Annotated in this window: 21 protein-coding genes; 9 read left to right on the top strand and 12 right to left on the bottom strand. The window is 41.9% G+C overall.

What is annotated here, in order from left to right; all coding sequences use genetic code 11:
- Positions 1 to 71 precede the first annotated feature (71 nt).
- Positions 72 to 3,320: a WIAG-tail domain gene (locus tag BLU58_RS12100; RefSeq protein ID WP_176786649.1), complete on the bottom strand. Its 3,249-nt coding sequence runs from the start codon at positions 3,318 to 3,320 to the stop codon at positions 72 to 74.
- A gap of 267 nt (positions 3,321 to 3,587) precedes the next feature.
- Between BLU58_RS12100 and BLU58_RS16945 the strand changes: the two genes are divergently transcribed.
- Positions 3,588 to 4,610, top strand: a complete 1,023-nt coding sequence (locus BLU58_RS16945) for a C40 family peptidase (RefSeq protein ID WP_093292473.1) — start codon at positions 3,588 to 3,590, stop codon at positions 4,608 to 4,610.
- Between the two features lie 90 nt (positions 4,611 to 4,700).
- Here BLU58_RS16945 and BLU58_RS12090 read toward each other — a convergent pair whose 3' ends face one another.
- Genes BLU58_RS12090 through BLU58_RS12070 form a run of 5 tightly spaced genes read right to left on the bottom strand, consistent with a single transcriptional unit; the run spans position 4,701 to position 10,459 of the window.
- Entirely contained in the window at positions 4,701 to 5,174 is a 474-nt protein-coding gene (locus tag BLU58_RS12090; RefSeq protein ID WP_093292472.1) for a GNAT family N-acetyltransferase, read from the bottom strand.
- Positions 5,171 to 6,493, bottom strand: coding sequence for a YheC/YheD family endospore coat-associated protein (locus BLU58_RS12085; RefSeq protein WP_093292471.1), 1,323 nt, complete (start codon positions 6,491 to 6,493; stop codon positions 5,171 to 5,173). The genes BLU58_RS12090 and BLU58_RS12085 overlap by 4 nt, the downstream gene beginning before the upstream one ends.
- Positions 6,494 to 6,508: 15 nt before the next feature.
- Positions 6,509 to 7,873, bottom strand: coding sequence for a YheC/YheD family endospore coat-associated protein (locus BLU58_RS12080; RefSeq protein WP_093292470.1), 1,365 nt, complete (start codon positions 7,871 to 7,873; stop codon positions 6,509 to 6,511).
- A gap of 13 nt (positions 7,874 to 7,886) precedes the next feature.
- Positions 7,887 to 9,020, bottom strand: coding sequence for a YheC/YheD family endospore coat-associated protein (locus tag BLU58_RS12075; protein ID WP_093292469.1), 1,134 nt, complete (start codon positions 9,018 to 9,020; stop codon positions 7,887 to 7,889).
- On the bottom strand, positions 9,017 to 10,459 hold the full coding sequence (locus BLU58_RS12070) for a YheC/YheD family endospore coat-associated protein (RefSeq protein WP_093292468.1): 1,443 nt from the start codon (positions 10,457 to 10,459) through the stop codon (positions 9,017 to 9,019). Before BLU58_RS12070 ends, BLU58_RS12075 begins: the two co-directional genes overlap by 4 nt.
- A 193-nt stretch (positions 10,460 to 10,652) precedes the next feature.
- Here BLU58_RS12070 and BLU58_RS12065 point away from each other — a divergent pair, with 193 nt between their 5' ends.
- The 4 genes from BLU58_RS12065 to BLU58_RS12050 all read left to right on the top strand — a co-directional run bounded on the left by BLU58_RS12065 (position 10,653) and on the right by BLU58_RS12050 (position 12,983).
- Positions 10,653 to 10,997 (top strand): YlbF family regulator, encoded by a 345-nt coding sequence (locus BLU58_RS12065; protein WP_176786648.1) that lies wholly within the window; start codon positions 10,653 to 10,655, stop codon positions 10,995 to 10,997.
- A gap of 27 nt (positions 10,998 to 11,024) precedes the next feature.
- Entirely contained in the window at positions 11,025 to 11,717 is a 693-nt protein-coding gene (locus BLU58_RS12060) for a metal-dependent hydrolase (RefSeq protein ID WP_093292466.1), read from the top strand.
- A 185-nt stretch (positions 11,718 to 11,902) separates the two neighbouring features.
- The gene (locus BLU58_RS12055; RefSeq protein WP_093292465.1) at positions 11,903 to 12,553 is read left to right on the top strand and encodes a class I SAM-dependent methyltransferase; all 651 of its coding nucleotides are present in this window, start codon (positions 11,903 to 11,905) and stop codon (positions 12,551 to 12,553) included.
- A gap of 139 nt (positions 12,554 to 12,692) precedes the next feature.
- Positions 12,693 to 12,983: a hypothetical protein gene (locus BLU58_RS12050; RefSeq protein ID WP_093292464.1), complete on the top strand. Its 291-nt coding sequence runs from the start codon at positions 12,693 to 12,695 to the stop codon at positions 12,981 to 12,983.
- A 119-nt stretch (positions 12,984 to 13,102) separates the two neighbouring features.
- Here the strand turns inward: BLU58_RS12050 and BLU58_RS12045 are convergent, their stop codons facing one another.
- A complete protein-coding gene (locus BLU58_RS12045) occupies positions 13,103 to 13,693 on the bottom strand; it encodes a class I SAM-dependent methyltransferase (RefSeq protein WP_093292463.1) in 591 nt (196 codons plus the stop codon).
- A 241-nt stretch (positions 13,694 to 13,934) separates the two neighbouring features.
- On the opposite strand from BLU58_RS12045, the gene BLU58_RS12040 reads away from it, so the two are divergent.
- Entirely contained in the window at positions 13,935 to 14,723 is a 789-nt protein-coding gene (locus tag BLU58_RS12040) for a hypothetical protein (protein ID WP_093292462.1), read from the top strand.
- Between the two features lie 142 nt (positions 14,724 to 14,865).
- Entirely contained in the window at positions 14,866 to 16,176 is a 1,311-nt protein-coding gene (locus BLU58_RS12035; RefSeq protein ID WP_093292461.1) for a DRTGG domain-containing protein, read from the top strand.
- A 456-nt stretch (positions 16,177 to 16,632) separates the two neighbouring features.
- On the opposite strand, the gene BLU58_RS12030 is transcribed toward BLU58_RS12035, so the two are convergent.
- Positions 16,633 to 17,865 (bottom strand): IS110 family RNA-guided transposase, encoded by a 1,233-nt coding sequence (locus BLU58_RS12030; RefSeq protein ID WP_093292460.1) that lies wholly within the window; start codon positions 17,863 to 17,865, stop codon positions 16,633 to 16,635.
- 385 nt (positions 17,866 to 18,250) lie between these two features.
- On the opposite strand from BLU58_RS12030, the gene BLU58_RS12025 reads away from it, so the two are divergent.
- A complete protein-coding gene (locus BLU58_RS12025) occupies positions 18,251 to 19,876 on the top strand; it encodes an alpha-helical endospore appendage domain-containing protein (RefSeq protein WP_093292459.1) in 1,626 nt (541 codons plus the stop codon).
- Between the two features lie 124 nt (positions 19,877 to 20,000).
- Here the strand turns inward: BLU58_RS12025 and BLU58_RS12020 are convergent, their stop codons facing one another.
- The 4 genes from BLU58_RS12020 to BLU58_RS12005 form a co-directional block, all read right to left on the bottom strand.
- Positions 20,001 to 20,447 carry a nuclear transport factor 2 family protein gene (locus BLU58_RS12020; RefSeq protein WP_093292458.1) on the bottom strand — a complete coding sequence of 149 codons (447 nt, stop codon included), beginning with the start codon at positions 20,445 to 20,447 and terminating at the stop codon, positions 20,001 to 20,003.
- Positions 20,448 to 20,796: 349 nt separating this feature from the next.
- Positions 20,797 to 21,381: a TetR/AcrR family transcriptional regulator gene (locus BLU58_RS12015; protein WP_093292457.1), complete on the bottom strand. Its 585-nt coding sequence runs from the start codon at positions 21,379 to 21,381 to the stop codon at positions 20,797 to 20,799.
- A gap of 165 nt (positions 21,382 to 21,546) precedes the next feature.
- The gene (locus tag BLU58_RS12010; protein WP_093292456.1) at positions 21,547 to 21,828 is read right to left on the bottom strand and encodes a YtpI family protein; all 282 of its coding nucleotides are present in this window, start codon (positions 21,826 to 21,828) and stop codon (positions 21,547 to 21,549) included.
- Positions 21,829 to 21,901: 73 nt separating this feature from the next.
- On the bottom strand, positions 21,902 to 22,105 hold the full coding sequence (locus BLU58_RS12005; protein ID WP_093292455.1) for a hypothetical protein: 204 nt from the start codon (positions 22,103 to 22,105) through the stop codon (positions 21,902 to 21,904).
- 171 nt (positions 22,106 to 22,276) lie between these two features.
- Here BLU58_RS12005 and BLU58_RS12000 point away from each other — a divergent pair, with 171 nt between their 5' ends.
- Entirely contained in the window at positions 22,277 to 25,714 is a 3,438-nt protein-coding gene (locus BLU58_RS12000) for a DNA polymerase III subunit alpha (protein WP_093292454.1), read from the top strand.
- Positions 25,715 to 25,717 lie beyond the last annotated feature (3 nt).

Raw genomic sequence — 25,717 nt, 5'->3', positions numbered from 1 at the left:
CTCTTTGATGAGAAAAAGACCGAAGTAGTTTCGATCATTACGAAACTGCTTTGGTCTTTAAAATGGTAGATCTAATCCCACTTCGACTTGGTTGAACGATCTTTTTTATTAGAAGAAGTGATTTCTGCTGTCATGATTTCATCAGAGGAGCCTGCTTCCTGCGAGGTATCTCCTTTATTAGAAGAAGTGATTTCTGCTGTCATGATTTCATCAGAGGAGTCTGTTTCCTGCGAGGTATCTCCTTTATTAGAAGAAGTGATTTCTGCTGTCATGATTTCATCAGAGGGGTCTGCTTCCTGCGAGATATCTTTTTTATTAGAAGGGGCAATCTTTTCTGTAGTAACTTTATCAGAGGGATCTACTTTTTGAGATTTAGGAGATTTTTTTGTGTTGGTAGAATTTTTCCCTGATTTAGGTTTATTTTCTTGGATATGGGATGTGGAGGATATTTCCACTACTTCTCTTAATAAATCCTCAGTAGCATCATGAGTAGATGCGTGGGTGGGAACAGTAGCGATCCATGAAATATAACCGGAGATAGATGTGGACGATTTGGTTCCTACGTGTTGCACCCTGAGTGTGAATGTGTGTGAACTTTTTTGATCCAAACTTGCAAAACAAGATGGCTGATCAGTCATGGCTACCACAATGTAATCATCTGCTACCGAAAATGGAATGTGAATTTGGATGCTCTTTTGGTTTTTATCTAGTGTGAACGGACAGATTCCTGAGAAAACAGAAGGCTCGATTTGTTCTTTTAATTGTGGAGAGAGATGGCTATATTGAATGGCTCCGGGTTGAACGTGATTTTCATTGATGGAGAAGTCTTTGAGATGTAAGGATTGAATGGCATGAGGTGCGATTTTTTCGGTTATAATCGAGTAGTTTGTGATATGTGAGGATTGAATGGAGTCTGGTTGGACGTGTCTAGATGAGATGCTTCTATTAGAAAGGGAATCCTCTGTGATCGATTCTTCAGCTAGATGCGAAGATTGGATGGAGTGTTGGGCGATATGGCTTTCGGTAATCGCTCCGTGTTGAATATGATAGGTGCCGATGGAATCAGGAGCAATCAGCTCTTCGGTAATGGACTCTTTTTTCATATGTTTAGTGTCGATGGAGTCAGGAGCAATCAGTTTATCTGTGATGGTCTCTTCTTGCATGTGTTCTGTGTGAATGGCATAAGGAGCGATTAGCTTATCTGTAATAGCCTCTTCTTGAATATGACGAGTGCTGATGGAATCAGGAGCGATCAGCTTTTCTGTGATAGCTTCGTCTTTCATATGATTTGTGCGAATCGATTCTGGAGCGATCAGTTCTTCGGAGATGGATTCCATCTGAATGTGATGGGTGTAGATAGAATTAGGAGCAATGAGCTCTTCCGTAATGGCTCCTTTTTGTATGTGACTTGTGCCCACGGTTTTAGGAGCGATTAGCTCTTCCGTAATAGCCTCTTTTTTCATATGACTTGTGCCAACAGAGTCGGGAGCGATTAGTTTATCTGTGATGGCTTCATCTTGAATATGATACGTGTGGATCGAATCGGGAGCAATGAGTTCTTCGGAGATGGTTTTCTCTTGTATGTGATCTGTGCCAATGGACTTAGGGGCGATGATCTTTTCTGTAATCGAGTTTTCTTGCATATGTTTGATGCCAATGGTGTGAGGAGCGATATGATCTTCACGGATGGCCGCGTGATCGATATGTTCTGCTTGAATAGCTTTATGTGCGATTGATTTTGCGTTAACCGCTGATTCATGAATATGTGAGGATTGAATGGAGGAAGGAATGATATGTTCTCCGCGAATTGATTTGTCAACGATTTTCTCCCCATTAATCGCCTTATCGGCAATTTTTTCTGTTGTGACGGATAAATTGATTAGCTTAGAAGTGGATATGGACTCAGGAGATAATTTTGAGGCTGTAATGGAAAGGTCAATTAATTTGGCTCCAGAGATGGATTGATTGCGGATGTGTTGTTCCATGATGGATTGTGGCTGGATATGATTTTTTCCAATAATCTCCGATGTAAGGTGCTCTTCGTGGATGATGTTCGGAGAGAGATGGTAATGTTGAATACATTTGTCTTGAATCATGCCTTCATCAATCGATTCTGGAGCGATCAAATCATGGGTAATGGCCTGATTTGCAATATGTGGAGTGTGGATAGCTTGATAGGAGAGATGGCGTGTTTGAATGCTGTGATCCACGAGATGTTCTGGTTGAATGGATAGATCCGCGATTTTTTCTGCTGTGACCGCTTGATTGTGTAGATGTTGTTCATGGATGAGTTGATGGGTTAAGTGATTTGTAGATATGGAATGATCCGATATTTTATTTCCCGTGATGGCACCTTCTTGGATATGGGAATTGTGGACGGCATTGGATTGGATCTTTTCAGCGGATACGGAGGAATGGGCAAGCTTGGCATGATTGACCGCTTGATTGGTTAGATGAACGGTTGAGATAGAGCCATTTTTAATTTGTTCTGACGAGATGGCTTGCTCCGAAATATGCTCTCCCTCAATATGTCCAGGTGCGATATGTTGTGCGAGAATGGCATACTCTTGAATTTTGGACGAGTCAATAGAGCGATCTGCTAATAAGTTTGACTGAATGGAACGTGGTTGCACATGTTTGGTGGTAATGGTTTCTTTTTTAATATGGTCTCCTGTGATCATTTCTTCTGCTAAATGCTCTTGGCGAATGGATTTAGGAGCAATTTTAGACGATGTAATAGCCTCAGAGGCAATTTTAAATTCATCGATTAACTCATTGATGAGATGTTCTCTGTGGATGGCACCTCTTCTGATTTTGGATGCGTTTACAGCTTGGTTGGCGATTTTTTCTGTTGTGATAATCCCATCGGTTAGATCGTTTGTGTATAAGTAAGGTTCTTTAGAGCTATGGATTTGAATTTGATCTTTTATAGATAATCTGGTGGTTCCTGGAGGAGATGGAATGATCTTAGGCTTGCGGGTATGAATTGGTTTAGGTAATTCTTCTGATTTGCAGGTATGAATTGGTTTAGGTAAATCTTCTGATTTAGATTGACCAGTAGGGAGAGAGAGTTCTTGTGAAAGGTCATAGTCACTTAGGTCTGGTTTTTCTTCGGAGGAAGGTTCATTATTTGTATGTTTTTTTTCTTTTAGCGGCCGCCAATTAGAAGATTTTTTATTCGATAAATCTAGGGTAACTAATCTTTGCTCTTCTGATGGTGGTGGGTAGTGGGGTTCAATGATAGGCTCGTTTCCGTCAAAGGCAATATTTGGGAATAGAGTACGCTTGACAGAACCCGATTTACGCTTACGATTTTTCATTAGGCAAGGCTCCTTTCCATCCATAAAAACACTTATGTTTCTAGGTATATTCACTTGTGCCCAGATTCGTCACAAATGTATCAAAAAGAACTAAAAAAAGAGGTTTATTTTTGTGAGAAAGAAGTTTTTTTGTGTACATATTAAGTCATTTTACTTATTGTGGTAAATTTTACATCTTAATCAAGATTTGATTTATGTTACGATGGTATCACTTCGGAGGGGACAACCTTACCGAAGAATAAAATTTTATATCCTGAGGAGGATTTGATGCTTAACGTAAAAGCTTTCAAGAAAGTTGCCGTTACTGCTACTGCTGTTTCTGCTTTAGGTTTAGCTACACTGTTCCCAACCCACACAACGAGTGCTCTCGCGAGTACAAGCTCGGATGCCAAAAAAGGTACATCCGTAACGAGTGGACAATCTACAGTGACTCTCGCTGACAAGATTATTGCTACCGGGGAAAAATACCTGGGGACTCCTTACAAATATGGAGCACCATCTGGCCAGACGAAAGTATTTGATTGTTCAACGTTTACACAGTACGTGTTTGGACAATACGGGATTAAGCTTCCAAGAACTTCTGCAAGTCAATACGCATCAGTCGGAACGCCTGTTTCGAAGTCAAACTTGCAAGTAGGAGATCTTCTATTCTTCTCATCGAGTAAGTCTGGAAAGGGTAGAGTAGGTCACGTTGGAATTTATGCAGGTAACAATAAAATTCTTCACACATACGGTCAGGGCGGAGTTCGTTATGATAGTCTAAGCACCAAATGGTTGGCAGCCTCATATATCGGTGCAAAACGTGTACTTAAGAGTAACCCTACAACGAACGAAACGAAACCATCAACGGATACAAATAAGCCATCAAATGGCGGTAATACAGGTTCTACAAATAACGAATCTTCACAAGGATCTCAACTTGCAGATAAAATTATTGCAACAGGTAATAAGTACTTAGGGACACCTTATCAATTTGGAGCAAAATCTGGTCAAACTAGAACCTTTGACTGCTCTTCGTTCCAACAATACATCTTTGGTCAAAATGGGATTAAGCTTCTGCGTAGTTCTCGTCAACAAGCTACCCAAGGAACTTCTGTATCCAAAGACCAACTTCGTAAAGGCGACTTGATCTTCTTTAAGACAAAGTCTTCAAATGGTCAAATTGCACACGTAGCAATGTATGCTGGAGATGGTAAGATTCTTCATACTTATGGTCCAGGTGGAGTGCGTTATGACAAACTAAGCAACTGGATGAGCACATACCTATTTGCGAAGAGAATGATTAAGTAATAGTGAGTTAATGTTATAAAAAGGTTGGCATAGTAAAACCATTTATCCGACTGATCCGATTGGATTTAGGATAAATGGTTTTCTTTTTGTTTAACCGACTGGTTCTGATTGTACGATTTCTTCTTTTACAAAGTTTCCCCCGCCTAGCCATAAAGTGGGCTTTCCTGTAGGACCTTTAACGAGATGAAATGCTTTTAATCCACATGAAAAGCAAAGTTTTAAACTCGGAATATTGTCACATGCTACTCTCGTATAAACCTTGCCCAATTGTTGTAATGCTTGGTTGAGCATGGTTTCTGCAACTCCATGTTTTCGGAACTCTGGATGTACGACAACCATCGCTTCTTTTCGTCCATAATCTCCGATAATCATCGTGCCTACTATCTTGTTTTCTTTCCATGTAACTGTCACCCAGTTCCCATCTTCTACTTCGTTAAGTGATAATTGCCGAAACCACCTAATTCCCTTTGCCGTGATCCGGCCATCGCTATATTTTTTTAAAAAAGTGATGAGAGGACCTTTAGCGCGCTCTACTTCTTCGGATGAAAGCGTTCTTATTCTCATACTTTTATCTCCTGATTCTTTTTTGCTTTCTCACTTAGATAGAGACTATATTGAATCAATCTACGCAGAGATTTCTCGCGAATATTGGGCTCATCAAACTTCATAGGTTTCGCATTCGCTTCGAAAAACCACGGACGACCACTTTTTTCGAGTCCGATATCCATTGACATCTCACCTAATGGATATCCTTGTTTCTTTTCAATGGTTTTGGCAATCGTGATACCGATTCTTTCTAGTTTATCACGAAGTTTTTTTGCTTCTTGATCGCCAAATATGGATGTGAACACTTTTACGGCACTTTCAATTCGGCCGCCCATCGGAACATGTGTAGTGATCGCTTTCGCTCCTGCTACCCGAACTCCAATTCCCGTAAGTCCCCATTCTCCAGTCATGTTTTTTTGGAATAGCATCCGAACATCAAATGGACAATTTCCATATTGAGCCAGAGGGATATACTGTTGGGCGATGTAAGCACGACGCTGTGTATATGGAGAAATCATACGCCATACGTCCGATATAGTAGCTAGATTGTAACGTTTTTTCTCTCGTAGAGTTTGGATGATACATTCATATCCAGCTGGTTTATTTGTAATTTTCATCATTCCGATGCCAGCTTTGCCTTCAATGGGTTTTAGCATGATGGAATGGTGAGAGGTTAGGAGTGTTTGTAAGACAGATTCTTGATCCATTCGCATCGTAATGGGAAGGAATTTGGCACAGTTTTCATCTGAGGAGAGCTGTTTGTGTAGAGTCCATTTATCGAAGTAGTGAGGATTAAAAATAGGAGTGGATGAATGTTTAATCTTCTGTAAAACAGCTTGAACACTCATTTGTTTTTCTGCTTTTCGGCTTGGAATGCGGTTGTAGATCACATTTGGTCGTGGGAGTAGAGACGGGATCCACTTGATTCGCTTTGATTTACTATCGAGTAGATACCCTTTTACAACATCTCCTGATTGTGAGAGGTATTTGGGGGTGGTTACATAGACAGTGACCCCCATTTTTTTTCCCATTTTAATAATATCGCGGAAGTTATAGTGATTCCCAGAGAATGGATATCGATTATCGGAACTGAGGATTGCAATAAACGGTCCTGTTACTATTTTTCCGTCTTCTTTTTTACGTAATCGAGTCGGAACAACCTGATGTAAGTTATGAGGTGGATTAAGGTTGATCGGAAGATCTACTTCTGATTCTCCATCCAATGAGATCGGCAGCGTTTTTCGCTCTTGCAGGGAGTTATGAAATGATGGGTGAGGGAAAAATGTATGAGGCTTTCCGTTGGCGAGGGAAAGCCAGCCAGTAGGTAAATGATCCATCTATGAATCCACTCCTTAAATAAATTCCGCTAGCTTCAGACTATACTCTGTAATACACCGTGCTGATTTTCGACCAGCATCTTTGAGGCTTGGATGGAGGAAAATGTGTCTACCTGGTTTAGAATTCGATTCAAACATCCATATTTTCCGATTCTGATCAATTCCCATATCCAATCCTAATTCTCCAAGGGGCTCTTGAAGTTGTTTTTCGAGTGATTCGGCAATCGTGATCGAAGCTTTTTCTAATTGATTTTTGATTCGTTGTGAGTCATCACCAAAGGTGACACGGAAGAGATCTTCAGTAGGGATAACAGAGCCACCTGTGCGCATATGAGTGGTAACACTACCGCTACCTGCCGCTTTTGACCCTACGGCCACCACTTTCCACTTCCCTGTGTAGTCTTTATGCAAATGGACTCTAAAATCGACTGGATTATCTTTTACTTTAATCAAATGGATCCCTTGCTGAGCGAGATATCCTTGAAAGCGTCCTCCGCCTCTTCCGAAGAAATGAGTAATTAATTTGGAGAGGGAAGGGAAACGGTGGACGAAGCTTTTTTTTCCTTGATTAAACCGGCAGTTATACCCTTTTTGTGGATGGCGTGTCACCTTAAAGATTCCTAAGCCTAAACTCCCTCTAGCGGGTTTTAGATATACCATAGAGTATTGGTCCATCATCCGTTGTAGAGTGGATAATGAGGGAGCTAAGACTGTTTCGGGAATGTATGGATTAGCTTTAGGATGAGAACTCAGATGTTGGTGAATGGTCCATTTGTTGAAGAAACCTTGGTTAAAAATGGGGATTTGAGCCGCCTTTCGTAGCCGATTCACAGTTGACCCTATGGAATACAAGGTCTCTGCTTTTCGATTTGGAGACCGTTCATGTATGACATCTGGGAAAGGAAATGTCTTCTTGCTCCAGCTACTATTTTGGTAATGCCATCCCTGTATCACTTTTCGTTGCCAATCAATCATGTTAGGAGTAAATACATACATACAGGGATATAAGGCAGAGCCAGCTGAAGTAAAGTAGCTAAAGAGTCTAGATCGTGTTCCAAAAGGTTTACTATCATTACCGGTAAATCCAGTGGTGAGAATCCCGATTACGGGACCAATTCGGAGACGACGATCTTGAAATGTGACTAGAAGTTTCCCGCTAAAAGGTAGAGAGAGGCTTTGGGCAAGAGAGCGGGAAACATTGATTTTACCATCTGGAGATTTATTGGGAATGACTCGTGTTTCAACACTTTTCTTCCCAAACCCTACTTTTATGGTTTGACCTTTCGAGATTCGAAATTGTTCCATTAAGCTACGAGAAAGGGCGATGAGAGGTGATTGTAAATGAGAGGTAATTGATACTTGGCAAATGATCGGATTCATAAAAACCCTCCTACTAGTTCATTAAAAGAGATTGCGCATACTGCATAGGTAACTGAATAGAACGTTTTCGTGTTTCATGTTCACCTGTGCGCAGAAATATCATGCGTCCAGGTTTGGAATTGATCTCTAGAATCCATACTCTCCCATTACGATCGATTCCAACATCAAGGCCAAGCTCAAGGAGAGTACCATGATTTTCTTCAATAAAGCCTGGGACCATCGATGCTAGTTTTTTGATATCCTCGTTGATTTTCTCGACTTGTTCGGGTGTGAAATGCTGTTTAATAAAAGGTAAAAGTCGATGAGCATTACCACCGCCATGTAGATTGGAAGTGATGCTATTTGGCTTTCCGGCTCGTATGGCCATACCAGTGGTTTCCCATTCCTGCTCTTTATTCTTCTGGATGAGGATGCGTAAGTCGAATGGCTGACCGTCTGGAGTGGAAAGGCTGAGATATGGTTGAATGACAAAACGGGTTGTGCCGATGTGTTGTTGAATCCAGTTTCGCAATTGCGTTTTGGTTTCCAGGATCGTCTGGAAGGCATGATTCTTTCGATCACGACCTTTTATATAAAATCCCTTTCTTTTTAAGAGTTGGAAGATCGCCACAACCCCGACTCCATGACTTCCGCCATTTGGTTTGATCACGATATGGGTATAGCGATCTATGAAATCAAATACTTGGGCTGTAGATTGATAAGGTACTGTTTCAGGAAGGTAGGGTGTGATTTCCTTATGAGCTCGAAGGATGGAATAGGTTTGGATTTTGCCGCTAAGCGGACGTCCTAAAATTTTGATAGATGGATCTTGATTTAGGAGAGAGAGAAAAGGTCGATAGCTAAGATAGTGGTTGCTTGAGTTGTAAAAACAGCGATCATAGATTAGATTCGGTATGGGTTTGGTTACTAATTCCCAAGAATCTCTTTCTGCGGCCGGGATATAACCTGTGGCAACTCGCCGCTGCCAATTCATCTTCTTCGGATTAAATACGAAGATATTAATTCCCAATGGCTTCCCAGCTTCAGCTAGGAGACGAAAATATCCACATTCGCCAAATGGGCGCTTTCTCTCATTTTTTCCTCCACATATTAATATGCCTAGTACATGATGGTTAGCAATTGATTTGCGTAGAATAGCATCTCTCATCTCGGTTTCCTCCTTTTTGATATAGATTGTAAATAGCCTTGGTGTGGAGGATGTGAGTGTCTGTTACGTTTGTGTTCGCTAGTAAGGTGAATAGTGTATTCCATAAGGCGGACCACAGAAGGCCGAGCAGATAATGTTGGATTGTGAACTGTGTCATCGGTTTTCGAGGGCTTAGAGTTTATCTCGATTAACCAAAGACGTCCAGTTTGATCTAATGCAAGATCAATTCCTAGTTCGGCAAAGTGTCCGTCTACTTGATTTTCAAATGATGTAGCAATTGATTTTGCGACACTTCGAATATCTGCACTTGTTAATTTGTTACGTAAATCTCCTAATTCAGATAAAATATCCTTTACCCGGCGTAGAGTCCCACCTTTCGCTACGTTGGAGACGATTTGCTGATCACCCGCTACTCTGGCTATGGATGAGGTAACAGCCCATTCGCCGGTTTTATTTTTTTGTACGAGGATACGGAAGTCAAGCGCGCGATTTTGAAAGCGTACCAGTTGCAGGCCTTGTTGGATGAGATAGGCGCGCTTTTTAACCTTATTTCTTAGGATATGGTTTAGTTCGGTAAATGTTTGTGCTGTATGACTGGTAGTTGTACCATTTTGTACAGACGATTGAGCAATCCACTTATCGTCTTTTCGAGTGACGCGAATAATTCCATCACCCAGACTTCCGTTAGTTGGTTTTAGATAAAGGATGGGATATTTTTTCGTCATACTCTTTAGTGTTTCTGTGTTTAGATAATAGGTTTCAGGGAGCATTTCGGCGGCACTTTCATCTTGAATCAGTAGTTGATGGACTTGCATCTTATTTAGAAACCGATCGTTGAAAAAGGGAATAGAACAAGAGTTTTTTAGATGTTCCACCATTTTTTGTACGGATGCTGTTCTTTCGATACGCCTTGAGGTGATTCGATTATAGATTACATCGGGTAAGGGAAGTGAAACGCGTTTCCATTTGCTCTGGTCTTTCACATAGCCCTCGATACTCCGACTCTCTAGATGGATTAAATCAGGAGAAATGACTGCAATTCGTAACCCATGGTTGTCGCCTGCTTGCACACATTCGTCGAGAAATTTGGTAATCTCTCCAAACGGGGAATCTGTCCCTTCCTTTGGATGGGAGTTAATTAAGATACCAAGGAGAGGGCCAATCTTTAATCGTCGTGTTATGTTATCAAAATAGGCGGAAATGGTGGTTTCATTTTCAATTCGTAAATGTGTCGCAAGTCTGGAGCTGATTCGTAGGACAGGGTTGTTGCTTTGCCGAATCGATGCGTATCCCGTTTCTGATGCTGAGCCGAATGAAATCCGAAAGGGTGAACCTTGGATTCCTAATTTTTCGGCAAGCGTCTGACTCAGTACCATGTTTATATGAGCGGGAAAGTGGCGTTCATGTAGAACTTGGATTTGGATTTTTGCTTGCCTCATGACAATCCCCTTCCGCCAGAAAAATCACTACTGCAATCTATGTGGGCAAGTATAAGAGGGTGCGGAAAAAGGGCTTGACTAACCCCATGAGTAGGTGCTTTTTCTTAAAGAGATCATTTATAATACTTCTATCTACAGCTTTCAGGTGATAAAATAACTATGGAAGTTTTTTGAAAATGAAAGGAAGATGAAGATGAGCAATCCATACGATTTGGCACATGAACTGGTTCGTTCGCTAAAGGAATCAGAGGTATTTCTAGAGATGAAAAAGCTAAAAGGCGAAATTGAGGCGAATGAAAGCTATAAAGAGATGTTGGAGGGCTATCACCGATTACATATCGACTTGCAGAGGGTTCGTATGCAAGGAATGGAGGTAACGGACGAATTGAAAGAGAGGGCAGAGAAAACCACTACAGCTATCCAAGAAATTCCTGTTCTTATGCAATATTTAAAAGAGGAAGAACGGTTTAGCATCTTGCTGAGTGATATCCAGAAGATTATGGCGGAGCCAGTCCAAGAGATCATGAATTTTTCTTAGGGTAGTCCACAAGGGGGAGTGAGAGCATTGAAAATCACATTTCACGGACATGCGGCGGTTGAAATCGTCCACCAAGGACTCCACTTTTGGATTGATCCGTTTCTTACTGGGAATCCGGCCGCTACGGTGCAGGCTGAGGATCAAAAAGCGGACGTGATTTTACTCACACACGGCCATAATGACCATGTAGGAGATACAATCGCATTAGCACAGAAATATAATGCTTTGGTAATTGCCCCCTATGAACTAGCTCTCTATCTAGAGGGAAAAGGCGTTGCCCAGACTCATGGAATGGGGATTGGGGGGGCATATGATTTTCCGTTTGGAAGAGTTATGTATACAAATGCCATCCACGGGAGTAGTTTTGTAGATCCAGAGACAAATCAAATGATCTATATGGGCCAGCCGGGTGGTATTCTACTTACGTTAGGTGATCGGACCATCTATCATGCTGGAGATACTTCCTTATTCTCGGATATGAAACTGATTGGGATAGGACAAAAAATAGATCTCGCTCTCCTCCCAATCGGGGGGAATTTTACCATGGGTCCAGAAGAAGCTCTGCTTGCAGCTGAGTGGATCAGGGCGGATCAATATATTCCGATTCATTATAATACGTTTCCGCCGATCAAGCAGGATGGGAAAAAGTTTGTGAGAGACTTACAGGAAAAAGGCTTATCAGGAGTTGTCTTAGAGCCTCAAGAATCGATGAATTTGTAAGATCAAAACAGTTAGAACCTTTCTTCTAGAGCAGGGTTTAACTGTTTTTTGTGCTCCTAACATCGCTGCGATCATCATTTTGTTCAAAGGCAAGATGTATTGGAACGAAGAAATCTTGGCGAATCTTTTTATTTTATTTTCATAGACTAATGAAGATCGATATTATCGCTATTGGAGGGGACAATATGGGGCGATTAAGAGAGTACTTTGATTCAAATGACAAACGTTTAATTGATAAGTGGGTTCATTATTTCGATATATATGAGAACCATTTTGGGCGCTTTGTTAATCAGAAGGTAAATGTTTTAGAGATTGGTGTGTTTCATGGTGGTTCACTTCAAATGTGGAAAGATTATTTCGGCCCACAAGCAACCATATATGGATTAGATATTAATCCTAAATGTAAATGTATTGAAGAAGAGCAAATCAAAATCATTATTGGTGATCAAGGTGATAGGGAATTTTGGAAACGAACCATTCCTGGACTTCCTCAATTCGATATTATAATCGATGACGGTGGTCATTATGTGCACCAACAGAAGGTAACGTTTGAGGAATTGTTTCCTATCCTTGCAGAGAACGGTGTGTATCTTGTAGAAGATCTTCATACAAGTTACTGGAGTGAAGCGGGTGGCGGTTTACGTAACAGTAATAGTTTTATAGAGTATTCTAAAAATATAATCGATTCCTTAAATGGATGGCATCAGAAGCCATCAAATGTAGATTATTTAACTACTTCTGTCGGCTCCCTTACTTATTACGATTCTACTTTGGTTGTTGAGAAAAAGGCTAGGAGTGCACCATACAGGTATACTACTGGACATCTATCTTACTAACGGGTGTTATCTGATGGATAAATATGTTCTAGTTGAAAAAGTGTTAGCTACGAGATGGGCTAAATCCATCTCTCTTTGTTATGTCATGATCTAGAAGCTTGGACATATAGTATAAAGAAGAAGCAGAGGAGGGGTTTATATGACGATGCGTTGGGTTGGAATCAAAATATCGGTTACTTTGACGATGTGCATAGTCTTTATAGCCAATATGTCCAAACAGGCGTCTGAACTGAAACAGTTATGTTTCTTGGGGATGTGGGGTGCTTTGGCTTTGTTAGTTCTGATGGCATATAAGCAGGAATGGAAGGGTTTTCGTAAGAAAATGGAGATCGAAAAGGAATACAGAAAAAGGTTAGAATGGATGAATAAAGAACAGGAATATTATCATGAGCAGAAGAGAATGCAAAGATCTTTTTATGATGGACGCTAATCTAGCAATGGCTTCTGTTTATATATACATATCTATAAAAAACTGTAGACTCGTCTTGGAAAAGACACGGCCTACAGTTTTTTATATGAAAAGGTCAAGTTACTTTTTGTTTATATGGTTTAAGCACTTTCAAATGTCAAATGATATAAACTTGCAATTTCTTCAATGATTGCTTTATTCCTAGATAAGATTCCTAATCCAGCCGAATGCGAAAAGTAGCAACGATACAAGTTGGATTCATCATAGACTTGCTTAACGGATGGGAAAGAAGTTACATCGTGCATCAACAAGACCCCGTTTTCTTGTAGGTGAGGCAACCAATTTAGGAAGTCTACTTTAGTACTATCATATGAATGAAAGCCATCTATGTGAAGTATATCGATTGGTTGGGTCCATGTTTTCGAGACCTCTGTGAAATCTCCTTGTATGAATTGGATATTATCTAGGCCATATTTTTTCTTCAAAATATCTTTGGTGCCCATTACGAAATCATAGGTGTTTCGATAACCTGCATGCCCATCTCCTTGAAAGTGATCAATACCATAAACAGTCCCTATGTGGGGGGTTGCGAACGAGAATGTAGAAAATCCGGAATCAACGCCTAAATCTACCGTAATCTTAGCTTGTAGTCGTTGTACTAGCCATATAGCAAAGGATTCGTGTCCTCTCCAAGCGGTTGGGATATGTTGAATCTCGATTGGAATATTCAATTATCTCAACTTCCTTTCGAATAGAATGGTGGTAGAGAACAATGAATACTCTTTATATTAATTCATTTTAATGCATGCCCGTTACAACGGCTGTCTATAAAAGATAGAAAATATGAAAAATAGAGTAATGAGATCACGTAACAGAATGAATGGTGCCTTTTTATTTCAAATCTAGAACATTATGAAACTAGCAAACATAGATATAGAGAGCAGGGGAATAAAATAAAAGAGGGTGATAGGATTGTCTATAAGGCTATCTAATAGATTAGTAGACTTTCCTAAACATTCTACTGTTTGCTTTATACACGCATGGACCGTGAATAATTGGGCACAAATAGTGGACAGTCAGCTTAAACGGCTAAACTCTTCCGGTCTATATCAAAAGCTTGATGCTATTTTCTTAAACATCGTTACGAATCAGATTCATGATACTAGCCGAATTGAAGCGGAACTAACATGGTTAGGAATAGACCAATATGACGATACCCTTCAATATGTCATTAAACCGGACTCGGATGAATACGAGAAATCGACTCTACTGTGGTTGCACGAATATAGTACTGTAAATAAACAGGACGTACGAGTTTTATATATTCATACAAAGGGTGTAAGACACCACGGTCAAGTAACAGAATCAAATGTGGCGGATTGGCGAAATCTGTTAGAAACTCTCTTAATCGATCATCATCCCTTGGCCCTAGAATGTCTGGAAAAAGTAGATGTCTGTAGTCTTCAATACACACCAAGAGCAGTGGCCTTTGCAGGGAATTTTTGGTGGGTTCATAGCCATTATATAAAAGAATTAACGACTGATATTCCTTCTGTATGTCCAACGCATCCTTATATAGCTCAAGAGTTGTGGATTTTGAGCAAACACGAAGCCACATTTTGTGATTTATTTCATTCTGGTCTGGATGCAGCCACAGCCGGTCATTATTTCAACCCATTTCCTAAAGATCGAATTCCTACTCATTTCACACCAATGTTTTATAAAAAAACAGGGACCCATCTTGTAAATATTACGTTGTAAGTAGATATAAGGAACCTTCTTTACACATGATAGACGCTAATCGATTCGGTTGGCGTTTTTTTCTTTGCGCATACAAATTTAGGAATCTCCGTTTTTGTCGTGTATAATAAAGATAATAGATGCGGAGAAAGAAGGGTTTGGGTTGACTACCAAACATGAACAAATTATAGCGTACATAGAGCAATTGGAGATTGGCCATAAGATTTCGGTGCGCCAAATCGCAAAGAATCTCGGAGTAAGTGATGGGACTGCCTATCGGGCGATTAAAGATGCTGAAACGAGAGGAATTGTGAATACGATTGAGCGTGTAGGAACGGTGAGGATCGAGAAAAAGCAACGTTCCGAGATTGAGAAGATTACATTTGCTGAAGTGGTAAATATCGTAGATGGAGCGGTTCTTGGCGGGAAAGAGGGGCTTCATAAGACGTTAACGAAATTTGTGATTGGAGCGATGAAACTAGAAGCACTTCTTCGCTATGTAGGTCCAGGGAATCTATTAATTGTAGGAAACCGTGATCGTGTTCACCAAGTTTCGTTGGAATACGGTGCGGCTGTACTGATTACGGGGGGGTTTGATGCGACAGAGGAAGTAAAGCAGATGGCGGATTTTTACCAATTGCCAGTCATCTCAAGTAGTTATGATACGTTTACCGTAGCGAGCTTGATTAATCGTGCAATCTATGACCGATTAATTAAAAAAGAGATTTTACTAGTAGAGGATCTCCTAGCGACTCACGAAGAGCCTATTACATTAGGGCCGATAGATTCGGTGGATACATTTCATCAACTGGTGAGAGAAACCTCACATAGTAAATTCCCGGTGGTAGAGGAAACAGGTAGAATTGTCGGAATGGTTACAGCTAAAGATGTAATCGGTCTCTCTGCCTCCGATCGAATCGAAAAGGCTATGACGCGTAATCCAGTCTATGTCCATCCGCATACCTCATTAGCCGCCGCTGCTCATGAGATGGTTTGGGAAGGGATTGAACTGTTACCGGTGGTCGATGAACAGAAACGGCTACTCGGAATCGTCAGTAGACAAGATGTGATCGAATCCCTACAAACCATGCAAAAACAGCCTCAAATAGGTGAAACGGTTCATGAGCTATCGACACGGGGATTCCAAGAAGTCACGAAAGAAGGGACACCCGTCTTACGTGGTAAGATTAGTCCCCAGATGACCGATTCGCTCGGTATCTTAAGCACAGGTGTTTTAACGACCCTGATGACCGAAACTTGTCTACGTCTGCTTCGAAAATATCATCGAGAGGATTTAGTGATCCAAAACTTTACTTTATATACGTTAAAGCCGGTTCAATTGGAAACGATGATTGAGATTGTGCCGAAGATTTTAGAGTTAGGTAGGAATCAGGCGAAGTTAGATGTAGAGGTGTTGACGGACCATCAGGTGGTGGGGAAGGCGCTGATTACGGCTCAGATGATTGAGAAGTAGTGGATGAGGGACAATCTAGTTAGATGAACCGCCAATAGTGGTTTGTTCTATCGCGAATATATATTTGCACCTGTTGTAATGATTCTACATAGGAATATCTAAATTAGGGAGAGGATGCATATGAGGGATTTCTACATATGTATCCTCTTTTTATGGAGTAATAGGTTTATTTCCTTTTTCACCATCATAAATTACTCTAGGAGAAATGATTCGTATGCGATTACATGGACTCCTAAATATGTTGAGGTTCATGATTTTTTATTTTTTTCAATAAATCTGACTAATCAAGATTTTTTTAGGAGGAATAAGTCCTGCGGTAATATGTCAAGCCAGTAAAACTAGAGAATTGGAAATTACTAAACCTATTTTCTCTAAAGAAGACATCACTAAAGAGATCCAGTAATTTAATTTCCATTTACTGGAATTAATAAGAAGGATTTAGATGAGTTTAGACTCTCATCTATTCACCATCCTTCCTGGCATGTAAATCTGGTTGTTGCGTAGCAGCGCATCAACCAAACGCACTAATTTTCTTGCCGTTAGGACGAGTGCTCTTTTGTGTTTATGTTTCGGGACTTCTTGGTATTTTTTCTGGTAGTACGCACGGTATTCAGATTCATTACGCTGTACCGAGTTAGCAGCCTCAACAAGGTAATAACGCAAATAACGATTCCCTGTGCGTATCAAGTTCGTTTCCTCCGCTTGGAAGGAACCAGATTGATGCTTTTTCCATGAAAGCCCTGCATATTTAGCAAGCGAAGCTTGATTTTCAAAGCGACTGATATCGCCAATTTCAGCAAGGATTCCAGCGCAAAATACAGGACCAATCCCCGGGATCGTTTGAAGTGTGTTGGGTATCACATCCAATAGCTTTTTGATTGCTTTATCCAATTGCTTAATCTGAGTTTTAATACTACGAATCGATTCAATCGAAGTATGTAGTAAGAGATCGATAGAGTCCTCTACACACTTCGCAAGACGGTAAGAAGAGCGTGCTGCTCTTTGAATCGACTTTGCTACACATTCTGGGTCAGGATAACGGTTTTTGCTTTTCTCCCTGAGGAAATTAGCTAGCATTTCTAGCTCCATAGAGCTGATTTCTTCGAGGGTGAGTTTCTCCAGTAGCAAGTCCAATATGGCGACGCCATATACTGAGGAAGTTTCTACTTCTGTAGTAAATGAACTGCATTTGTAAGACAGATGTTGGAGAAAGATTTGCTTCTCACGAACCAGAGTTTTCACCAGATGATATCTCATACGGGTCAACCGTTGCAAGGCAACGTATTGTTCTTGTAATACTACCGTTACTGGTAATCTGCCAAAGCGTAACCGATCTGCGATTAACCAGGCATCTACCTGATCGTTCTTATCCAAGTCTACGTAAGCCTCTTTGAACTTACGAATGAGTTTCGGATTAATCGTAAAGACCTTTGTGCTCCTAGCTTGTAGAGCTTGATCTTCGTGAAAGAACATGGCGGGATGCCAGCTGTAGAAGGAAGTGGCCTCCAAACCAATTTGAATGGATTGGAAATCTCCGTTGTCATACACAGTGACAATCTGATCTCGAAGGTAGGATGCTCCGTGGAAGTTATTATCTACTGAAAGTTGATGGAGCGACGCTCCATCTTGATTCATCAAGCAGGCTTTCATATCTTTTGAGCTTACATCGATTCCGACATAGAGTTTCAAAGGGAATCCTCCTTTCATATGGGATCAGGGAAAGTGGACTCTTCAGGACATCCCTAGTGTACTTGCTGATCAATCACCCTCGCCTATGAGAACTCACTCCGGTCCATGGGCTGCCTGGAACTGCTATATCCAGCATGGGTTACCAAAAGGGAACAGCCTGCGGGTTAGAAGCACAAGCAAGAACTAGGGAAACAGACTTAGTAAGTAGTCAAAGCTACAGGAGAGATGAGAATTTCCCTAAATGATCCTAAGATCATTATCTAGGGACATCCTGAAAAGTCCACCCCTTTGGAGACACTAAAATATTTTGTTTTCAAGGAGCGTTTTTAACTGGAAATTGTGTTTTAAGAGGACTTTAAAATAAATATACGAGGAGAGATAATCAATGTCCCAAGCGAATATCCCTAACATCTCACCGAATATATCGATTACTCGGGAGGATGCAGTAAATCTATTGCTATCATCTATTGCATTAGAAGAGTTAGGCCTTAGCCATATTATTAATGCGGAAGGCGAAAAGCTTCAATATGTTCTAGGTACTCTCCCCGGAGTATCAACCTCTTTTCAACCCACGATTACGGACTTACTTACGATCAATGCAAGTGTTCGTGATACTATTAATGTAATAGGGAAAAAAGAATGGATTCTAAATGAGAAATTGGAAAATGTATTAGGAACAGACGTTACGAGGGGACCAACAGGCCCCCAAGGACCAGCGGGATCTACAGGGGCATCAGGAGGTCCTCCAGGGCCAGCGGGGGCTACGGGGCCTCAGGGACCATCAGGACCAGCGGGGGCGATTGGAGCCACAGGAGGCACGGGACCTCAAGGACTTACAGGACCTCAAGGCCCGACGGGAGCTTTTGTTACAGGTGATTTCTTATTTTTGGTTCAAGGGAACTCTGGAGCAAATGGAACGGTTCCACTCACTTTCGGAGATACGCTAAACTTTCTATCCGATACACTGGAGATTAATGTAACCCCTGGCTCCGCTAATGTGAGATTAGAAGTTGCGACAGGAGCAAACGGTCCAACCGGAGCAGACGGAGCCACGGGACCCCAAGGGAATACAGGGCCGCAAGGAGCAGACGGAGCCGATGGAACAACAGGACCGCAAGGGGATACAGGACCGCAAGGAGCAGACGGAGCCGATGGAGCCACGGGACCCCAAGGGAATACAGGACCGCAAGGAGCAGACGGAGCAGATGGGGCCACGGGACCCCAAGGGAATACAGGGCCGCAAGGAGCAGACGGAGCCGATGGAGCCACGGGACCCCAAGGGGATACAGGGCCGCAAGGAGCAAACGGGGCAGATGGAACAACAGGACCCCAAGGGGATACAGGACCGCAAGGAGCAGACGGAGCCGATGGAACAACAGGACCCCAAGGGGATACAGGACCACAAGGAGCAGACGGAGCCGATGGAAACACAGGACCCCAAGGGCCTACGGGCGCAGGGGCGGACGGAGCCACGGGCCCAACAGGACCTACAGGCACAGATGGAGCAATTGGAGCCACCGGGGCTACTGGTGTAGCTGGAGTTACAGGAGTTACAGGGCCTACCGGACCATTTGGAGCAGGTTTTATATTCTTGACAAGAACTACAGACCAACTGATACTGGGTAAAGGTCCTGTTCTCTTCAATGCCCCGCCCATAGTAGCACAAGATGCAACGTATAACGGGGCTAGCGGCACGATAGTTCTACAGAATGCAGGAGCTTATTCGGTAGAATTTAATACTACTGTACTAGCGACTCCTACTGGTGCAGATGAAGCTGTCATGGGATTGAGGGTAAACGGTGCGGAGGTCAATGCAAGTAGAGGAGGAGCAGACATCGCCACAGCACCTCCTGGATCGGTGCTAGTTGGTGGAGCAATTATTCAAGTGACTAGTAATGCTGTTGTGGAATTAATAAATGCAAATGGCGTCGGCCCTGCAGGAGAATTTAGGATAATAGTACCATCTTCTAATACTCCTTCTGCTTCCTTAAGAATAGCACGGATTAGTTAAGTGATTTTATTTACTCCAGTTTGAACGGTTTCTTCCTTCATGGAAGAAACCGTTCTTTCAGAAAACTGCTGGTGATCAGAATAGTGGGGTCCTAAAATGGTAAACGAACTTTTTATTTAAATCGTTATCCTACAAAATCCTCTAACTTCCCACCGATCGATTCGATTGCTACCATTGGGTTCCAGAAATCACGATACACTTGGATGAAGCCATCCTTTGTTTGAACGACACTGATATAAGTTTGTTCATATGGATTCCCAGTTTCGAGATGTTTCCCGGTAGATTTGAATTCGGCGATTACGAGTTCTGGGTCTTCAGTAGGATAAAACTTCAGGTCGTAAAACTTGACACTGAAATGTTTTGGAAAGTTGATCATATAATCGTAAAGAGCTTTTTTTCCTTCTACCTTCTTAGGGAAGTTTCCAATCCCATAAGGGAAGTCTAACACTCCCTCTTGATGGAAAAGATCGGTCCATGCGGCAATCTCGCCAGAGGATAAGTATTTCAGGTGGTTTTTAAATACGCCTTCTGCTCTTTCGCGAATTTGTTCTCTTGTCATTTGGATAGTCATGGTTATTCCTCCTGAGGATATAGTTTTATAGTTTGATGAGAATGCTTTTTCATTTTATAGACCTAACAGTCTAGAATGATTAAAAAATAAGCAATAACCCTTTATAGAACAATCAGTCCAGAATATCAATTGATTTGAAATCTAACACCTCCTTGATGTTGTTAGATAAGTATTTGGTTCAAATTCTTACATCGAATACCTCTCACAACATCATCATACTCTTTCTAGATCATTTGGTCAATAAAAAAGATAAAAATTTTTTGGGTTAGGGGTTCACTTTCCAAGATGTAAGGTAACGAGTAATCAGTCAGTGAATGGATGATCATGGAGCAGTCGAAATACTCCATGATTAGTCTAAAGTCGATAAGATGACGGCTACGATGTTATCTAATACTTTCGGGTCCGAAGTGATCTTGGCCGCCTGAGTAAGGGAATAGCGGGCATGGTATAGGTATCTGGAGAGGGCAAGCAAGTCCTCCTGCCGATCACTTAATTCGCCTTGTTTTTTAGCTCGTAATAACGCATCATAAAAGGCTTGTTCTAATCGAGATTTGTCTTTTTCGAAATATGCGGCGATTTCGGGATTGTGAGGAATTTGATCGATAGCACTACATATAATAAAACATTCATTACGGCGCAGTTCATCTTTTAAAACGGTCGCAATTTGATAAAAAATATCAGCAATGGCCGCTTTTCCCGAACCGGGTCGTTCAAGATATTCGGCAGAGGCTAATGATTTCTCATTCAAATAATGTTTCATCGCTAAAATGAACAGTTCTCTTTTGGTACCGTAGGTGTCGTAGAGACTTTGGCGGGCTATGCCTAGTCCGCTAAGTAAGTTTTTCATAGACGTGCCTTCATATCCGTAATGACCGAATATCTCTGTAGCTTTACGTAACACAAGCGTTGTATCGAATTCCTTGTTTCGGGCCATAGGTATCGCCTCCTTTTTCACGTTACCTTACCATTTTACGGACTGTTCAGTCAAGAATAGTCATAAAGGGGCTTTTTTTGTGAATAAAGACGACTCTTTCCATGTTTTTTGGGAGCCGTCTTCACGATGTTTTTCATCATCCATAGGTGATGTACATTCTTTCATCTATGATTTCTGCCGGCTAAGCTGGACCCGTTTGTATCCGTAATAGAAACAAACAATCCCAATAAGTGCGATGAGAGCGAGCAGGATATATCCTAATGGAGATGTAAAGGTAAGGGTAGCGTATTCTAAGCCAGCTAGACTGAGGAATAAAGCTCCCATGGAGATGTTCATAAATCCTTGATTCTTCATGCGTGTGTTTCCTTGGCTACGTCTGTAGGCGAAAGAGAAAACGACAACCGCGCAAAATGAGATCATACCTAGTGTGAAAATCAGTACACCCAAGAGAGAAGCCCCCTACAAAAAAGTACGAAAAACACCCTCGATCTCAGAGGATCGGGTGTGTTTTTCACTTGTATTATTCAACCTTATGATCTGATGTGTTTGTGTCGGGGATGAACCAACATCCAAGGTCTGTACGATCAATGTGGACTGGAAAATCAACGGTATCCAGCTTCTTTTCAATAGACTGTGCAATTTCTTCGATTTCGGTATATACGGAGAAACCTTGTTTTAACTTTTCCAGTTTAGCCCTAGCTAATGCCCTGCGACTAATAATCATGGATGCTCCCCCTTTTTTTCGTTATACTCACAATCATACCTTATTTTTGTTGATTTTTCGACTATGGAAGGAAAATTGACACAACTAGATAGAGTGAAGGGAAGATTTGTTCTCCTGTTTCGATTGAATGGTATAATAAATCATAAAAGAAGGCGAACGGAGGGGTGAAGGATGAAAGATGAATTTGTGCATCTGCATGTACATAGTGAGTATAGTTTGTTGGACGGAGCAGGCAAGATCGAACAACTCATACAGGCAGCCAAGGCAAATGGGATGAAGGCGCTAGCGATTACAGATCATGGGGCGATGTATGGAGTGATCCCTTTTTACCGGGCCTGTTTAGAAGCGGGGATTAAGCCGATTATTGGTTGTGAGATGTATATGAGCGAGAATATTCTAGAGAAACCGATGTTAAAAGAGCAGAAAATCTGCCATCAACTTCTGTTGGCAGAGTCAACGGAAGGCTATCATAACCTTATTCGGCTTACGACGGAAGCGCATCTTCGTGGATTTCATTATAAACCCAGAATTGACCGATCGTTACTTCGCAAGTATCGGCAAGGACTAATCGGGACTAGTTCTTGTTTAGGTGGGGAAATCCCACAAGCCATTTTGCAAGATGATGATGAGAAGGCGAAACGCTTGTTAGAAGAATATGTGGATATCTTTGGGCGAGAGCATTTTTTCTTAGAATTACAGGATCATCAAATTTGGGAGCAACAGAAGGTGAATCAGAGGCTGATTTCATGGGCGAAAGAGTACGATCTAGGGCTGATTGCGACCAATGATGTACATTATGTTCATCAGGATGATGATCAAGTACACGACTGTTTGCTTTGTATCGGGACTGGTAAAAAAGTGGGGGATGAGAATCGATTACGATTTGCGAACGATCAGTTTTATTTTAAGAGTGCGGAAGAGATGGTTCAGCAATTTAGCCATGTACCAGAGGCGATCGCGAATACGGTGAAGATCGCTGAGCGATGTGATGTGGAGATTCCATTTGGGGAGCGGTTGCTTCCTGAGTTTCCTCTTCCACAAGGGGTGAGTAGTAGTGAGTATTTACGGGCCATTTGTGAAAAAGGCGCACAGAAAAGATATGGAGAGCTGACAGATGAGATCAAGCAGCGACTTCATTATGAGCTTGATGTGATAGATCAGATGGGCTTTGCTGATTATTTCTTAGTGGTATGGGATTTGATTTCCTTTGCCCATCGAAATCAAATTGCGATTGGCCCGGGTCGGGGATCTGCGGCAGGTAGTTTGGTTTCGTATGTACTTGAGATTACGGATGTAGACCCGATTAAGTACCAATTACTTTTCGAACGCTTCTTAAATCCGGAACGGATCAGTATGCCGGATATTGATATTGATATTTGCTATGAACGGCGAGAAGAAGTGATCCAGTATGTGACGGAGAAGTATGGAAACGATCGAGTAGCGCAGATTATCACCTTCGGGACGATGGCTCCCCGTGCGGCGATTCGTGATTTGGGTAGGGTTTTAAACTTCCCGTACCAAGAAGTAGATCGAATGGCGAAGTTGATTCCCGGAAACCCAGGTATGACGTTAAAACGTGCTTTTCAGCTAGAGCCTAAATTAGAAGAGATCTATCAATCAAATTCGCAAATGGCACAGTTAGTAGATTACGCGAGACGAATCGAAGGGATTCCAAGGCATACTTCTACACATGCGGCCGGGGTGGTTATGTCGAAAACGCCGTTGACGGATTGGGTTCCTCTGCAAGAGGGGGCAGATGGAGTATCGCTAACACAGTATGCGATGGAGGCGTTGGAGCAGATTGGGCTACTTAAGATGGATTTTCTTGGACTGCGCAATCTAAGTGTCATTGAAAAAGCAATTGAGATGATCCAGCGTGATCAAGGGGTGCAGGTATCTTTTGAGGATTGTGATTATCGAGATGAGGCTACCTATCGACTATTGGCAAAAGGCGAAACGACAGGTGTCTTTCAATTAGAGTCCAGTGGGATTCGCAAGGTTCTTCGTGAGCTAAGACCGAGTCACTTCGAGGATATTGTAGCGGTTCTTGCTCTGTATAGACCGGGACCGATGGAGCAAATCCCACGGTATATTCGGGCTAAGCATGGAATAGAACCGGTTTCGTATCCTCACCCGGCATTGCGAGAAATATTGCGTCCCACTTATGGGATTATGGTATACCAAGAGCAAATTATGCAGATAGCGGCGACGATGGCTGGCTTTTCTTTGGGGCAAGCGGATATTTTGCGTCGTGCGGTATCGAAGAAGAAGAAAGATCTGCTGGATGAACAGAGGAAGGCATTTACCCAAGGGTGTGTCGAAAATGGCTTTGAAGAAGAGGTAGGCCATCAGATTTACGATCTTATCGTTCGTTTTGCTGATTATGGATTTAATCGAAGCCATGCGGTGGCATATGCTGTCTTAGCTTACCAAACGGCGTACTTGAAAGCGAATTACCCGCAAGCATATTTAGCGGCCCAGTTATCAACGATGATGGGGAATCAGGGGAAAGTAGCCGAATACATGGAGGAAGCGAAACGGATGGGTGTTTCGATCCTTCCACCTGATATTCTACATAGCCGTCATCATTTTACGATTGAAGGAAATCAGATTCGCTTTGGGCTAGCCGCGATTAAAAACATCGGAACACAGGCGATTGATGTGATTCTAGAGGCAAGGGAGAAAGGGCCTTTTGTAGATCTTCGCGATTTTTGTCGTCGGATTGATTTACGGATTTGCAATAGACGTGTATTGGAGTCTTTGATTTTATGCGGAGCTACCGAATCGTTGCCTGGACATCGAGCGAGCCAAAAAGAGATGTTAGAAGAGGTATTAGGGAAGATATCCATGGCTCAAAAGTGGGGCTTAGAAGATCAAATCGATCTATTTGAAGATGATGAAGAACTCTTTTCTGAAGAACCATTAACCCGCAATTATGAAGAAGAGATTGCTCCATATTCATCTAGAGAGAGGATTCAGTTAGAGAAAGAATATTTAGGTTTGTTCCTTTCGGGGCATCCTTTAGATGAGTATCAGTCGCGATATGAAGGGAAAATGACGCATCGAATTCATCAATTGGAGGAGGTAACGGACGGAGCGTCGATTGTATTGGCAGGGATTGTGACTCATATCAAATCGATTCTCACGAAAAAAGGGGATCCGATGGCTTTTGTTGAGTTAGAAGACCAATCAGGCACGGTGGAAGTGGTTGTTTTCCCGAACACGTACAAGCGGGTGCGGTCTTTTCTCCGAGAAGAGCAACCGCTACTCATTAAAGGTGTATATCAAGGTAATGATGAAAGTGGAAAGTGTATTGCGAATCAAATCATCCGATTAGACGAATCGAAACAATTGGCTGGTTCTAGTGCGGATCAGCAAGTACAAATTTTTATCCGCACTCACAAAGAGACATCCGAAATTTTGTATGCATTAAAGTTGATCTTAAAAGAAAACGTTGGGAAAACACCTGTCCAATTAGTGTATGAACGGACGAAAAAGGGTCATTCTCTCCCTGTAGAGCAGTATGGAGTAAATACAACTCTTCGTTTTCAACAGGAAGTGGAAACATTACTGGGACCCGGCTCCGTTCGGATCAGTGTATATAATTAGAGG

It is taken from the genome of Thermoactinomyces sp. DSM 45892, assembly GCF_900107305.1.
In the GTDB taxonomy this organism is placed as follows: Bacteria; Bacillota; Bacilli; order Thermoactinomycetales; family Thermoactinomycetaceae; genus Baia.
The sequence above is the reverse complement of the archived record's forward strand: the minus strand, read 5'-3'. Positions and strand labels throughout refer to the sequence as shown.